This window comes from Sphaerotilus sp. (assembly GCF_013299175.1).
Taxonomy (GTDB): domain Bacteria; phylum Pseudomonadota; class Gammaproteobacteria; order Burkholderiales; family Burkholderiaceae_C; genus Sphaerotilus.
In genome coordinates this window covers 1-12662 of record NZ_JAAFKF010000106.1, presented here as the reverse complement: position 1 = coordinate 12662, position 12662 = coordinate 1, and the positions used below count along the sequence as shown (strand labels likewise).

Here is a 12662-nt window from a genome sequence, read left to right as displayed (position 1 = left end):
TCGGCCTGCAGCAGGAAGCGCAGCAGGTCGCCGTCGTGGACGAGGATGTCCAGCACCACGCCGCCGCCCGCGCCGGGGGCGTCGATCCGCCAGCCCTGCAGGTGCGGCGGCAGGTAGACCGCGTGCGAGACCTGCACGCCGTGGACGCGGCCGATGGCGCCGTCGGCGATCATCTGGCGCACCCGGCCGTGCAGCGCCGAGGCGCGCAGGTGGTGGTTGGTGCCGAGCACGCGGTTGCAGGCGGTGGCGCGGTCGATCATCTGCGAGGCGTCCGCCAGCGACATCGCCAGCGGCTTCTCGCACATGACGTGGCAGCCGGCGTCGAGCGCGGCCAGCGTCTGCGCGGCATGCTGCTCGTTGGTGGAGCTGATGTAGACGGCGTCCAGCCCGAGGGCGAGCAGCTCGCTCAGGTCGGTGTGGGCGCTGGCGAGGCCCTGCTGCTCGGCGAACTGCTGCGCGCGGGGTGCGCTGCGCGAGCAGACGGCGACCAGCTCCTGCCCGGCGATCTTGCGCAGCGACGGGATGACCCGCTCGGCGATGTTGCTTGCTCCGATGAAACCCCAGCGCATGGTGTGTGTCCTCGCATGTCTTGACTTGATGCCGAGGATGCTAGGGCGCGGCGTGCGGGGAGGGCAGCGCACTTTCCCGTGGGGGAGTCAGCGTTGGGAGCGAAACAAGCGGGGCGGGGTGGTCGGCTTGGTGTCGATAGCCAGAGAATTTCGTCGTGCGAGTCGACTTGTTGAACCCGTACTGCGGACTCGCACTGTGGGTGGTTTAATAATTAGGTATTAAAAATCCCCGACTATCCGATTGGAACTCTTTGCAATAGATTGATTTATAATCGATGCATCCATTTCCAATTGTTGTTTTGCAAGCCTTTCCCTGCCTTCTCTCGAAAGCACCCATGCACAGCCTCCTATGAAGTGGTCATCACGACCGATGCCATCCCAGCCGGTTTTGGAGATATATCCTAATGGGTGAAAGATATTTTCTTCTGCTAGGCCGGATGGTGTTCGTCTTGATGCAGAAAGAAATGGATCGTCCCTGGGGATGTACCCACAGGCCACATAGGCTTCGATTATAAATTCAGAACAAAAAGACTGCTTAGAAGGAGGAATCTGCGTCCGCTTTGCTCTGGATGTTATTTTCCAGAGGGTTTCGAGATTTTTTAAATCAAACAACTCTCTAAAAGGTGAGAGGGCTGCGCCAAGACGGTTGTATCCACTAATTCCTCCCGCCAGAGAGACACGGGCAAAATTTAGAATTCTCTTCCGTTGAGTTTTGGAATGTTCATTTCCCGGGCAGCGTGTGACTGCGATGTATGAATATTTCTTAATGAAATCATTAATGAGAGTTTCTCTAATTCCTTTGCCATCAACATCCACAACCAAACCGTTGCCTATATAAAGCGCGCAATGTATGTAGCTACCAGATGAGGCATTCCGGATTAGGCGCGACAATTTTCCATGACTGGTGCCCCCACAGAAAAATACGTCGCCACAAAGGAGGTCATGCTCTGTTAGGAGCTTCGGTGGTGGCCCCGTCCAAATTCCATGATATTTTCTGCCGCGTCGCCATTTCCACTTTTCGAGGCGCACTCCTACTATAATACGAGCAAGCGTGGGGAGCATTTTTTGGTGAGTTCTCAATTAATATTGGCGTCCGGCCTTACTGGTGTAACAGGTTTAGCTCTGCGTATTAAATCTCATTTGACGGCACGCAAGTCGCTTTCGCCATTGAATTTTTTCTCTACATTGCAGGCAGCGACGGATGTTGGAAAGTCAGATCATCCCTCTGCATGCCAATTTGTTTCATCACGCGCTCCGACTGCGCATTGCTCAGCGTGGTGAACGCAACCACTTCAGGCAACGACAGTTCATTGAAGGCAAATGCAAGCGCTGCGCTCGCGCCCTCCGCGTTCATTTGAGCGAAGACAGGAAATTCGCAGGAATGCCATTGACGCAGCAGCAGTCGCTCGGTCTCGATTTCGTGGAGGTGCGCCATTGGTGGTTCAGAAAGCCCTGGTATTCGAGTTCACTGCGCCGGCTCTGCGAGCGCCTTCTTCATGAAGAAGCGTGAGAACCTCGTTGGGAAAACGCCCAATGCTGATCCGCACTGTGGGTGGTTTGGGTGTTAGACACCTCCGGTTTTTCGATTAGGCATCAGCATGCGCCAGTAACAAGATGCTTTGTTGCGAATCTTTTTACTACGAATTTTCCAGCAGACTGACCAAAGTAGTTGACCGTGACGGCGAAATCTCCAGGTGCCAACCGAAAGCAGTGCATGAAGCCGTCCGTTGAGACCGGGACAACAGTCAGGTTAAGAACCTTTGGTTCTCCGTATCGTTCTCGCGCACTCTTTGCGTCTGATGCAAACGCACTGAGTGCCTGATATTCAAGCAACTTGCCGGCCGGGTAGTCAAACGGAAAGTTGGAAACCAATTTCATTGCTTGAATATCACCTTGATGAAACGCTGTGAGCCACTGCCATGATACTAACTTCACCGCTTCAACTTCATCTTGCTTTTGCTGGGATGCTATTGAAGAAGTAGCCGGCACGGTAGGCTGTTGAATACGTTCCACAGGTTGAGGGCGGCTGATGTATGCCGCGACCAAAGCAACTAGACCACCTGTCCCAATGAGTGGTACAGCAACGTATCGGAGCCACCATTTGTACCCTTCTTCTTCGACAGCCACGGCTAATCCTTTCTGCGTCCTAAATTAATACCGACGTCACGCGCCTGCTGGCGCAACAGCTTCGATGCTGCGCATCAATTTTCAGGCAAAAAAACGCAAGTCCTTGTCACACCTGAAATTTCCCAAGCCTCTGCATGGTTGCTTCTCCGTAAAAATAACCTCAAAGCAAGCACTGGTAGCCTAAACAATTACGCCGCCAGAAGTGACAAATCATAGCTGTACGCCCGATCGCCCGTCTACTCACGGCATCCCCATTTTTTGACAGTCCCACCCGCCATCAGCCAGCGCCGATACCCACCCCCGAACTCTCCCGCACCATCAACTCCACCCCCATCACCATCTCCTGCGGCATCGCCCCACCCCCCACGAGCATCTCCACCCCCGTGCGCCCCAGCTCCTGCTTGTCCACGCGCAGCGTGGTGAGCGGGATGGCGCCGTAGCGGGCGGCCGGGATGTCGTCGAAGCCGACAAAAGCGATGTCTTCCGGGATGCGCAGCCCGGCGTCCAGGCACACCCGCATCGCCGCCAGCGCCGCGCTGTCGTTGTAGGCGAACACGGCGTCCGGTCGCACCCGCCGACGCAGCAGCGTGCGCATGGCCGCCGCCGCCCCTTCCGCGTCATCCAGCCCCGGCGGCGCGAGCGCTTCCAGATCAGGATCGGCCAGCACCCCCGCCTCGAACAAGGCGCGCCGGTAGCCCCGGCTGCGCTCGCGGATGCTGAAGTGCGCCAGCGAGCCGGCGATGTAGGCGATGCGCTGTCGGCCGAGGTCGAGCAAATGGCGCGTGGCCTGGTAGCCGCCGCCGGTGTTGTCCGGGTTGACGGCGGCGCAGCCGGGAATCCAGCCATCGACCAGCACCAGCGGCAGCCCCAGGTCGGTCAGTTGCGCCAGCACCTCGTCCTCGAAGTAGCCCGCCACCAGCAGCGCATCCGGCTCGTGCAGCTTGAGCAGCTTGCCCACCGCGTCGCCCTGCCGCGCGCTCAGCAGCGTGGGCGCCACGCCGAACTGGCGGCAGCCCTCCTCGACGCCGTGCATCACCTCGGCGAAGAAGGGGTTCACGGCGAAGTTGCTGTGGTGCCGGTGGATCAGGAACACCAGCCGCGGCGCCTTGCCCGAGCGCAGCCGCGACAGGTCGTAGCCGAGGTCCGCGGCCACCTGGCGGACATGGCGGCGCGTCTCGTCGGACAGGCCGCGCTGGTTCTTCAGCGCACGCGAGACGGTGCCGACCGACACGCCCGCGGCGTTGGCGATGTCGCGGACGGTGACGTCGCCGCTCATGGCTGGCACTCCGCGGCGGACAGCGGGCGGGCGCTGAACCGGCTGCGCACGACGAGCGGCTGGCCGGGCGTGAGCGTCAGGCCGGTGCGGGCGGACAGCGGGTGATCGACCGGCGGCGCAGCGACCCGGCCCAGATCGAACACGCCGCACACCGGCTCGACCCCGAGCGCCAGGTGCCGGCCATTCCACGGCGGATACAGCCGACCCCGGTGGCTGACCCAGAGCATCAGGTCGGGCAGCAGCGCGCGGTCCCAGTCGAGGTCGAGCGCCCAGCCGCAGTCCAGATAGCGGGCGGTGACGGGGCCGCCGAGCGCCATCACTTGCAACAGGTCTTCGCTGTCGCGGGACTGGGGAAAGCGGGTGAGGTCGGCGGGCGGGCCGTCGGTGGTGGGGACGAGGTCCAGCCGGTCGAACCGCTGATCCGGGGCCAGCCGCGAGCGGCCGGGTTCGGCGGGGACGGGGTAGGTCAGGCCGAGGCCGTGGGGCGGCAGGTCCAGCGCGACGCGGCCAGCGTCCAGCCGCAGCGTGGGGTGCAGCGCGACGGGCAGCGTGCAGGCCGTGCGCGCTTCGATGCACAGCGTGAGGTCCACCGCGGCGGCGTCGGGCTGCGCGCGCACGGTGCGGGTCAGGCGCGCGATCGGGTCAGCGTCGGGCAGGGCGATCGTCAGGGCGAGGGTGTGCGGGTCGCCGCCGGGGAGCCAGTCCCAGTCGTGGTGGGCGCTGTGGCCGTGGCCCCAGGCGTCGTGGGGCGTGCGGGTGGTCCAGCCGGGCGGCAGGCCGTCGGGGCGGTCGGTGCGGCCGAAGGGAACACACGGCCAGTCGCCACGCAGGCCGCGCATCAGGCCGGTCTGCGTGGCGCCGATCGGCTCGGTGTGCCAGGGGGCCACCTGCAGCGGTGAGAAACCGGGCTGCCCCGGCGCCGTGAAAACCACCGGGGCGAGCATCGCACCGAGTCGGTTCAGCGTCAGATGGCCGTGTGTCCAGTGCAGCGAACGGGCTGGGGCGGTGGTCTGGGAGGAATCTGGCATCGCTCGAACGCTGGTGAACGCTGGTTTACCGGGAGTTCGAGTGTAGAAAGAACACTAGGTTTAGTAAACAAGCAAGCGTTTCTGCTCGTTTCTTTGATCATGCTGAAGCGATGTCATCCGCTGCGTGAATTCGTGCGTTGTCAGCGGTATCAATAAGTTCACCTTCAAGCGGCGCCTCGTGTGTCTCCGGAAGATGTGAAAAAACCCAATGAGCCACACTGCCATGAAGCACCTTCTCCGCACCGACCACCCCGCTCCGCGTCGCCTGCCGCTGCAGGACCGCCAGACCGAAAAGGGCCGCAAGCAGGAAACGTTCGACTACGGCCGCCTCGGTGGTGACCAGCGCAGCATGGCCTTCGCCCTGCGCATGGACCGCAAACGCTGAATGGACCCACGCACTGGGCGGACGCGGCCAGTATCGCGCCTGCCTGCCTCGGGACCATGGCTGTGCGGTAAAAACACGCAAAGTTGACCCTGTTGGCGAAAAATCCCCCGAATCAAGGTATTCTCAAGTGACTGATGTTACGACATGGATCTGTTGTTGATCTGTCGTGATAAGTCTTCAGGAGAGACCACCATGAAGTACCACACACGCATCCGTTGGACGGATCTGTTCACCACCTCGACCGGTCTGGCCCGGTTGTTCCTGGTGGTGATGGTGTGTCCCGCGCTCATGCTGGCCGCGGCGCTGGCGTCGGTCGTGATGACGCTGGTCGGGTCGCTGTCGATGCTGGGCCTGACCCCGCGGCAGCCGCGCGCACCCTGGCGCGCGGCGAGCGACATGGTCGGCGCGGTGCTGGCCCGCGCCATGGGACGTCAGGGCTTCACTGCTTGACGGCTTCGGCCTGGATCACCAGGCGCATCGCGTCCGAGAAACCGTAGGCGATGCCGTAGCTGGCGCCCCACAGGCTGCGCTGGACCGTGGCCTCGAAATCCCCGCCGCAGACTTCGCGCTTGACCATCGGGTTCACATAGCAGTTGAACTTGGTCGCCTTCAGCGTGACCGGGTGGGTCTTGCCCATCAGCGTGAACTGGCCGGTGATCTCCTTGACCTTGTCGCCGTCGAACACGAACTTGTCGCTGACGAAGCGCGCGGTCGGGTAGGCAGCGGTATTCAGGATCTCGGCGCTCTTCAGGTGGCCGTCGAACGGGCCGGTGCCGGTGTTGACCGACGTGGTGTCGATGGTGATGTCCACCTTGCCGGTCTTGCCCGCGCGGTCGAAGGCGATCGTGCCTTCCTTCTTGTCGAAGCGCCCGCGGTTGGTCGAGGTGCCGAAGTGGTCGATCTCGAAGGTCACGAAGGTGTGCGTCGGGTCGATCGCGTAGGCGGCGCTCTCGGCCTGGGCGGCGGATGCGAACAGGACGGGGGCCAGGGCCAGGGCGAGCAGGGTCTTCTTCATGGGAGGGTTTCCTTCAGGGTTGGAGAGGGGAAATTCAGGACGTTCAGAGCGCAGGCACGCCACTCAGCAGCAGCTTGAACTTGACCTGCACGTCGTTGGCGACCATCGAGGTGTCGGCCCATTCGCCTTCGCCGATCTTGAATTCGAGGCGCTTGAGGGCGAATGCGCCGGTGGCCGTGGTGACACCACCCGCCTGGGCGAGGGCGACTGGCACCACCACGTCGTGCGTGCTGCCCTTGATGGCGAGCTTGCCGGTGACCTCGAACTTGCCGGTGCCGACCGCCTTGATCGCGCTGGACTGGAAGGTGGCCTGCGGGAACTTCACGGCGCCGAGCCAGGCCGGCTTGACCACTTCGGCGTCGGTCTCGGGCGAGCCGAAGGTGGCGCTGCCGGTGTCGATGGTGAAGCTGACCTTGCCGGACTCGGGCTTTTTCGGGTCGAAGGCGATCTGGGCGTCGAACTTGCGGAACTTGCCTTCCACCGGCACGCCCATCTGCTTGCTGACAAAGGCCATTTCGCTCTTGGCGGCGTCGAGCTTCTGTTGCGCAAGCGCCGGCTGGCTGACCAGGACGAGGAATGCAGCGGCGGCCAGCGCCGCGGTGCTGAACGTGTTCATGGGAACGCTCCGAATGGGGTGAGGGGATTCAGACCGGGCCGATGCCCATGCGGCCGAGCAGGCGGTCACGGTCGAAGAACTGGTGCTTGAGCGCGGCGCCGACGTGGGCCACGACCAGCCCGGCCAGCGCGAACGCCGCCAGTGCATGGAAGGGCTTGATCGCCGCGGCCAGCGCCTTGTCCACCGGAACGAAATCCGGCAGCGGCAGCACGCCGAACCACACGATCGGAAATCCTGCCGCGGAGCTGTACGCCCAGCCCGTCAGCGGCACGGCGAAGAACAGCGCATACATCAGGTGGTGGGTGGCGTGGAAGGCCGCGGTCTGCCAGCCGGGCATGGCCGCCCGGATGCGCTCGGGCAGCGCGGGCGGGCGCCGGACCTGCCGCCAGACCAGCCGCAGCGCCGACAGCACCAGCACCGTCACGCCGGCCCACTTGTGCCAGTTGTACAGCTTCAGCCGCGTTGGCGAGAAGGGCAGGTCGGCCATGTAATTGCCGACCACGAACAGACCCACCAGGGTCAGCGCGAGCAGCCAGTGCAGGGCGATGGACAGACCGTGGTAGCGGGAAGCGGTGTTGCGCGATGTCATGGCCGCCAGTCTGCCGGGGTGGTGGCCCCGGCAGGTTCACCGGCCTTGATGCATGCGTAGCAAAAGTCTGAACGCTGGCGGGGCTGGCCCGCCGGCTGGTTTATCCGCGCCGCCGTGCCGGGGCCTCACGCCGCGGGCCGCGCGGGGCGGGTTGCGCGGGGTGGGGGGGCGTGGAGTCGGCCATGGCGGGGCGGCTGGCCGCCCACTCCGCGGCTTCCTTGCGCGCCTGCTCCAGCACCCGGTCCAGGTCCGACTCCGGCAGTCCCTTGAGCACGCAGAAGTTGGCCCGCGTCAGCGTGGTCTTCTCGAAGTCGCGCAGCAGTTGGGCGCGGTTGCGGCGCTTCTGCTCCTGCAGCTCCTGCGCTTCGCGCTGCTGGGTCTGGGCGGCGCGCTCGTCGGCGCGGGCCTTGTCGCGGTGGGCGCGTTCGGCCTGGGCTTCCTGGTCGCGGCGCTCCTGGTGGACGGCACGGCGGCGGTCCAGCTCTTCCTGGGCCACCTGACGGTGTTCGTCCGTGATCTCGCCGGCGGGCTGGCCGTCGAGGTCGAAGCGGTGCTCGGCCTTGGTCAGCGCGATCAGGTAGGCGGTCGTGCCGGTGTGGCGGCGCAGGAACGCCGACATCACCGCCTTGGTGAACACGCCCGGCGCACGTTCCTTGATGTCGGCCTGGATGCGCAGCTTCAGTGGCTTGGCGGCGCTGCCGGCGAACAGGGCGGGGAAGCGGTCCTTGAGCTGGCGGGCGCACTCCGACGGCGTCATCTCGGGTGCCTTGACCACGGCAGCATCCGCAACCGTCTCCGCCACGGTCTCGGCGGCGGCCTCCACGACGGGTTCGGCGATGGACTCGGCGATGGGCTGTGCAGCCGCTTCAGGGACGATCGGGGTGTCAGACGTGGACATGGGGCGGTGGTCGTTGGAACAGAAAAGGGGTCCATTGTGGCGGCAAGCGGTTCACACCGCCCGCGGCCGCACCTTCGACGCCGCCAGTTTCGCCTGCACGCGCGCCGTCTCCACGTCCGCGTCATGCACCAGCGCCACGCCCATGCGGCGTTGGACGAAGCTTTCCGGCTTGCCGAACAGGCGCACTTCCGAGTTCGGCACACGCAGTGCCTCGTCCACGCCGTCGAAGACGATGCCCGCTGCCTCGACCCCGCCGTAGATGACCGCGCTGGCTCCCGGACTCTTCAGCGCGGTGCTGACCGGCAGGCCGAGGATGGCGCGCGCGTGCAGCTCGAACTCGTTCTGCCACTGGGTGATCATCGTCACCATGCCGGTGTCGTGCGGGCGCGGGCTGACCTCGCTGAACCAGACCTGCGCGCCCTGGACGAACAGCTCCACGCCGAACAGGCCCTGGCCGCCGAGGTTGTCGGTGACGGCCTGGGCGATGCGGCGGGATTCCTCCAGCGCGGCGGGGTGCATCGGGTGCGGCTGCCAGCTTTCCACGTAGTCGCCGCCGACCTGGACGTGGCCGATCGGGGCGCAGAAGTGGGTTTCGACCCGGCCGTCGGCACCGAGGGCGCGCACGGTGAGCAGCGTGATCTCGTAGTCGAAGCGGATGAAGCCTTCGACGATGACACGGCCGTGGCTGACACGCCCGCCGGCCATCGCGTGGTCCCATGCCTTGGCCACGTCGGCGGGGCCGTCGAGCTTGCTCTGCCCTTTGCCGGAGCTGCTCATCACCGGCTTGACGACGCAGGGGTAGCCGATGCCGCCGTCGATCGCCGCCTGCAGCTCAGTCAGCGAGTCGCAGAACTGGTACGGGCTGGTGGGCAGGCCCAGCGTCTCGGCGGCCAGGCGGCGGATGCCCTCGCGGTCCATCGTCAGCCGGGCGGCGCGGGCCGTGGGGATGACGCGCACGACGCCTTCTGCCTCCAGGGCTTCGAGCGTCTGGGTGGCGATGGCCTCGATCTCGGGCACGACCAGGTCCGGCCGCTCGGCCTCGATCAGGGCACGCAGCGCGGCGGGGTCGTTCATCGCGATGGTGCGGGCATGGTGCGCCACCTGCTGGCCGGGGGCGTGGTCGTAGCGATCGACGGCGATGGTCTCGACGCCCAACCGCTGCAGCGCGATCAGGACTTCCTTGCCGAGTTCACCGCTGCCGAGCAGCAGGACACGGGTGGCGTTCGGGGAATGGGGGGTGCCGATGGGGTGCATGGGGAGCGGCTTGCTGCGTGGGGAGGCCGCCATTGTCCCCGCCCTTCAGCCCGCCACGCTGCGGGCGATCAAGCCCAGCACCGCACAGGCGGCGATCACCTGCACCACCGACCGCTTGTAGCGCAGCAGCGCCACCGCTGCCCCCACCGCGATCACCGCCGACACCACATCGAAGCGCCCGCCGAACCCGCTCGGCCAGAGGACGTGGTAGCCGAAGAACAGCGCAAGGTTGAGGACCACGCCGACCACGGCGGCGGTGATGGCGGTCAGGGGTGCGGTGAATTTCAGGTTCTGGTGCGTGGACTCGACCAGCGGTCCACCCGCCAGGATGAAGACGAAGGACGGCAGGAAGGTGAACCACGTCACCAGCGTTGCAGCCGCAGCGCCCGCCAGGAAAAGCTGCTCCGGGCCGAACAGTGCTTTCACGTAGCCGCCGACAAAGCCGACAAAGGCCACCACCATGATGAGCGGGCCGGGCGTGGTTTCGCCGAGCGCCAGGCCGTCGATCATCTGTGTCGGCGTGAGCCAGGCAAAGGTCTCGACCGCGCCCTGCCAGACGTAGGGCAGCACCGCATAGGCGCCACCGAAGGTCAGCAGCGCCGCCTTGGTGAAGAACCAGCCCATGCGCGTGAGCGTGTGTTCCCAGCCGAGGGTGGTGGTCAGCCACGCCATCGGCAGCGTCCACAGCAGCAGTCCCACCCCCAGTACCCAGGCCAGCCTGGACCAGCGGAAGCGGGCGTGTTCGGGAGTGGGCGTGTCGTCGTCGATCAGCGCGGGGCCGGTGGAGGTGTTCGACGCGCCGTGGCCGCCGCCGGTGCGGAAGGTGTCGGGTGCGAGATGCCCGCCGACTGCCCCCACCAGCGCCGCCGCCAGCACGATGACCGGGAAGGGCAGGTGCAGCGCGAAGATCGCCACGAACGCCGCCGCCGCGACGGCCCAGAGCGTGGCGTTCTTCAGCGCGCGGGAGCCGATGCGGTGCGCGGCCTGCACGACGATGGCGGTGACGGCGGGCTTGATGCCGTAGAACAGCCCGGCCACCAGCGGCTGCTCCCCGAAGGCGATGTAGACCCACGACAGCACGGTCAGCAGCACCAGCGACGGCAGCACGAACAGCCCGCCCGCGATCAGGCCGCCCGCGGTGCGGTGCATCAGCCAGCCGATGTAGGTGGCGAGCTGCTGCGCCTCCGGACCGGGCAGGACCATGCAGTAGTTGAGCGCGTGCAGGAAGCGCCGCTCGGAGATCCAGCGCCGGCGCTCGACCAGCTCCTGGTGCATCAGCGCGATCTGCCCGGCCGGCCCACCGAAGCTGAGGCAGCCCAGCCACAGCCAGAAACCGACCGCGGCGCGCAAGGTCACGGGAGTGGGCCGGGAGTTCGGGGTTGATGCTGGCTTCATGGCTTTGTCCGAGGTGGCTACAATCGCGCCTTCGTGTTCGAGGAGCGTTGCAAGATCGGTGGTTGTACCCGATCCCAGGCTCGAACCCCTCTCAACAAGGCAACGGCGCTCACCCGCTCGCCCGCATCTGCGGCGAGGGCACAGGGTGAGCCGGCATGGTGGCCGTTCTCTTGATCTTCTGGATGTTGATCCCCTGACTGGCCCGCGCGTCGATGCAGTGAGCGGCTCATCCTTCGGAGCCCTTTCGCCATGAACGCTGTCGTCAAGTCTGTCCACACCCCCGATTTCCTCGTCGCCGATCTGGCGCTGGCCGCCTGGGGCCGCAAGGAAATCCGCATCGCCGAAACCGAGATGCCCGGCCTGATGGCCATCCGCGAAGAGTTCGCCGCAGCGCAGCCGCTCAAGGGCGCCCGCGTCACCGGCTCGCTGCACATGACCATCCAGACCGCCGTGCTGGTCGAGACGCTGCAGGCGCTCGGCGCGGACGTGCGCTGGGCCTCGTGCAACATCTTCTCGACGCAGGACCACGCCGCCGCCGCGCTGGCCGTCAAGGGCACGCCCGTGTTCGCCTACAAGGGCGAGACGCTGGCCGATTACTGGGACTACACGCACCGCATCTTCGACTTCGGCGCCGCCGGCACGCCCGGTGAAGGCCCGAACATGATCCTGGACGACGGCGGCGACGCGACGCTGCTGATGCACCTCGGCCAGCGCGCCGAGAAGGATCTGTCGCTGCTCGACCACCCGACGAGCGAGGAGGAAACCTGCCTCTACGCCTCGATCCGCGCCAAGATCGCCGCCGATCCGACCTGGTACACCCGCAAGGCTGCCGAGATCATCGGCGTGACCGAGGAAACGACGACCGGCGTGCATCGCCTGAAGGAAATGTCAGCCGCCGGTACGCTGCTGTTCCGCGCCATCAACGTCAACGACAGCGTCACCAAGAGCAAGTTCGACAACCTCTACGGCTGCCGCGAGTCGCTGGTGGACGGCATCAAGCGCGCCACCGACGTGATGATCGCTGGCAAGGTCGCCTGTGTCGCCGGCTACGGTGACGTGGGCAAGGGCTCGGCGCAGGCGCTGCGGGCCTTGTCGGCGCAGGTCTGGGTGACCGAGATCGACCCGATCAACGCGCTGCAGGCGGCGATGGAAGGCTACAAGGTCGTGACGATGGAGTACGCCGCCGACAAGGCCGACATCTTCGTGACGACCACCGGCAACAAGGGCGTGATCCGCCACGAACACATGCTGGCGATGAAGGACCAGGCGATCGTCTGCAACATCGGCCACTTCGACAACGAGATCGAGGTCGCGTCGCTGGAACAGTACGAGTGGGACGAGATCAAGCCGCAGGTCGATCACATCGTCTTCCCGGACGGCAAGCGACTCATCCTGCTGGCGAAGGGCCGCCTCGTGAACCTCGGCTGCGGCACGGGCCACCCGAGCTTCGTGATGTCGTCGAGCTTCGCCAACCAGACGATCGCGCAGATCGAGCTGTTCACGCGCCCGG

15 protein-coding genes and 1 riboswitch are annotated in these 12662 nt (G+C 65.4%); of the genes, 3 read left to right on the top strand and 12 right to left on the bottom strand.

Annotated elements, in window-relative coordinates:
• The 6 genes from QZW52_RS15850 to QZW52_RS15825 form a co-directional block, all read right to left on the bottom strand.
• Positions 1–569: Gfo/Idh/MocA family protein (locus tag QZW52_RS15850; protein ID WP_294000556.1), on the bottom strand; the 569-nt coding region annotated here is incomplete at its 3' end.
• 219 nt (positions 570–788) lie between these two features.
• Positions 789–1631 carry a C40 family peptidase gene (locus tag QZW52_RS15845; RefSeq protein WP_294000554.1) on the bottom strand — a complete coding sequence of 281 codons (843 nt, stop codon included), beginning with the start codon at positions 1629–1631 and terminating at the stop codon, positions 789–791.
• Between the two features lie 118 nt (positions 1632–1749).
• Entirely contained in the window at positions 1750–2004 is a 255-nt protein-coding gene (locus QZW52_RS15840) for a GNAT family N-acetyltransferase (RefSeq protein WP_294000552.1), read from the bottom strand.
• 158 nt (positions 2005–2162) lie between these two features.
• Positions 2163–2696, bottom strand: a complete 534-nt coding sequence (locus QZW52_RS15835; RefSeq protein WP_294000550.1) for a hypothetical protein — start codon at positions 2694–2696, stop codon at positions 2163–2165.
• 277 nt (positions 2697–2973) lie between these two features.
• Positions 2974–3972: a LacI family DNA-binding transcriptional regulator gene (locus QZW52_RS15830; protein ID WP_294000548.1), complete on the bottom strand. Its 999-nt coding sequence runs from the start codon at positions 3970–3972 to the stop codon at positions 2974–2976.
• A complete protein-coding gene (locus QZW52_RS15825) occupies positions 3969–5000 on the bottom strand; it encodes a hypothetical protein (protein ID WP_294000546.1) in 1032 nt (343 codons plus the stop codon). The genes QZW52_RS15830 and QZW52_RS15825 overlap by 4 nt, the downstream gene beginning before the upstream one ends.
• A 223-nt stretch (positions 5001–5223) precedes the next feature.
• On the opposite strand from QZW52_RS15825, the gene QZW52_RS15820 reads away from it, so the two are divergent.
• Complete coding sequence (locus QZW52_RS15820) at positions 5224–5385, top strand: hypothetical protein (protein WP_294000545.1); 162 nt, start codon at positions 5224–5226, stop codon at positions 5383–5385.
• 192 nt (positions 5386–5577) lie between these two features.
• A complete protein-coding gene (locus QZW52_RS15815; RefSeq protein WP_294000543.1) occupies positions 5578–5835 on the top strand; it encodes a hypothetical protein in 258 nt (85 codons plus the stop codon).
• Here QZW52_RS15815 and QZW52_RS15810 read toward each other — a convergent pair.
• From QZW52_RS15810 to chrA, 6 genes are all read right to left on the bottom strand, one after another.
• On the bottom strand, positions 5825–6400 hold the full coding sequence (locus QZW52_RS15810; protein WP_294000541.1) for a YceI family protein: 576 nt from the start codon (positions 6398–6400) through the stop codon (positions 5825–5827). The genes QZW52_RS15815 and QZW52_RS15810 overlap by 11 nt on opposite strands.
• 43 nt (positions 6401–6443) lie before the next feature.
• Positions 6444–7016: a YceI family protein gene (locus QZW52_RS15805; protein WP_294000539.1), complete on the bottom strand. Its 573-nt coding sequence runs from the start codon at positions 7014–7016 to the stop codon at positions 6444–6446.
• A 28-nt stretch (positions 7017–7044) separates the two neighbouring features.
• Positions 7045–7605 carry a cytochrome b gene (locus tag QZW52_RS15800; RefSeq protein WP_294000538.1) on the bottom strand — a complete coding sequence of 187 codons (561 nt, stop codon included), beginning with the start codon at positions 7603–7605 and terminating at the stop codon, positions 7045–7047.
• Between the two features lie 100 nt (positions 7606–7705).
• Positions 7706–8503 (bottom strand): ProQ/FINO family protein, encoded by a 798-nt coding sequence (locus tag QZW52_RS15795; RefSeq protein WP_294000537.1) that lies wholly within the window; start codon positions 8501–8503, stop codon positions 7706–7708.
• Between the two features lie 51 nt (positions 8504–8554).
• The gene (gene purT / locus QZW52_RS15790) at positions 8555–9757 is read right to left on the bottom strand and encodes a formate-dependent phosphoribosylglycinamide formyltransferase (protein ID WP_294000535.1); all 1203 of its coding nucleotides are present in this window, start codon (positions 9755–9757) and stop codon (positions 8555–8557) included.
• Positions 9758–9802: 45 nt separating this feature from the next.
• A complete protein-coding gene (gene chrA / locus QZW52_RS15785) occupies positions 9803–11152 on the bottom strand; it encodes a chromate efflux transporter (protein ID WP_294000533.1) in 1350 nt (449 codons plus the stop codon).
• 33 nt (positions 11153–11185) lie between these two features.
• Positions 11186–11270, top strand: a riboswitch (S-adenosyl-L-homocysteine riboswitch).
• A gap of 131 nt (positions 11271–11401) precedes the next feature.
• Between chrA and ahcY the strand changes: the two genes are divergently transcribed.
• Positions 11402–12662, top strand: a 1261-nt coding sequence (gene ahcY / locus QZW52_RS15780; RefSeq protein WP_294000532.1) for an adenosylhomocysteinase, incomplete at its 3' end; no start/stop codon positions are given.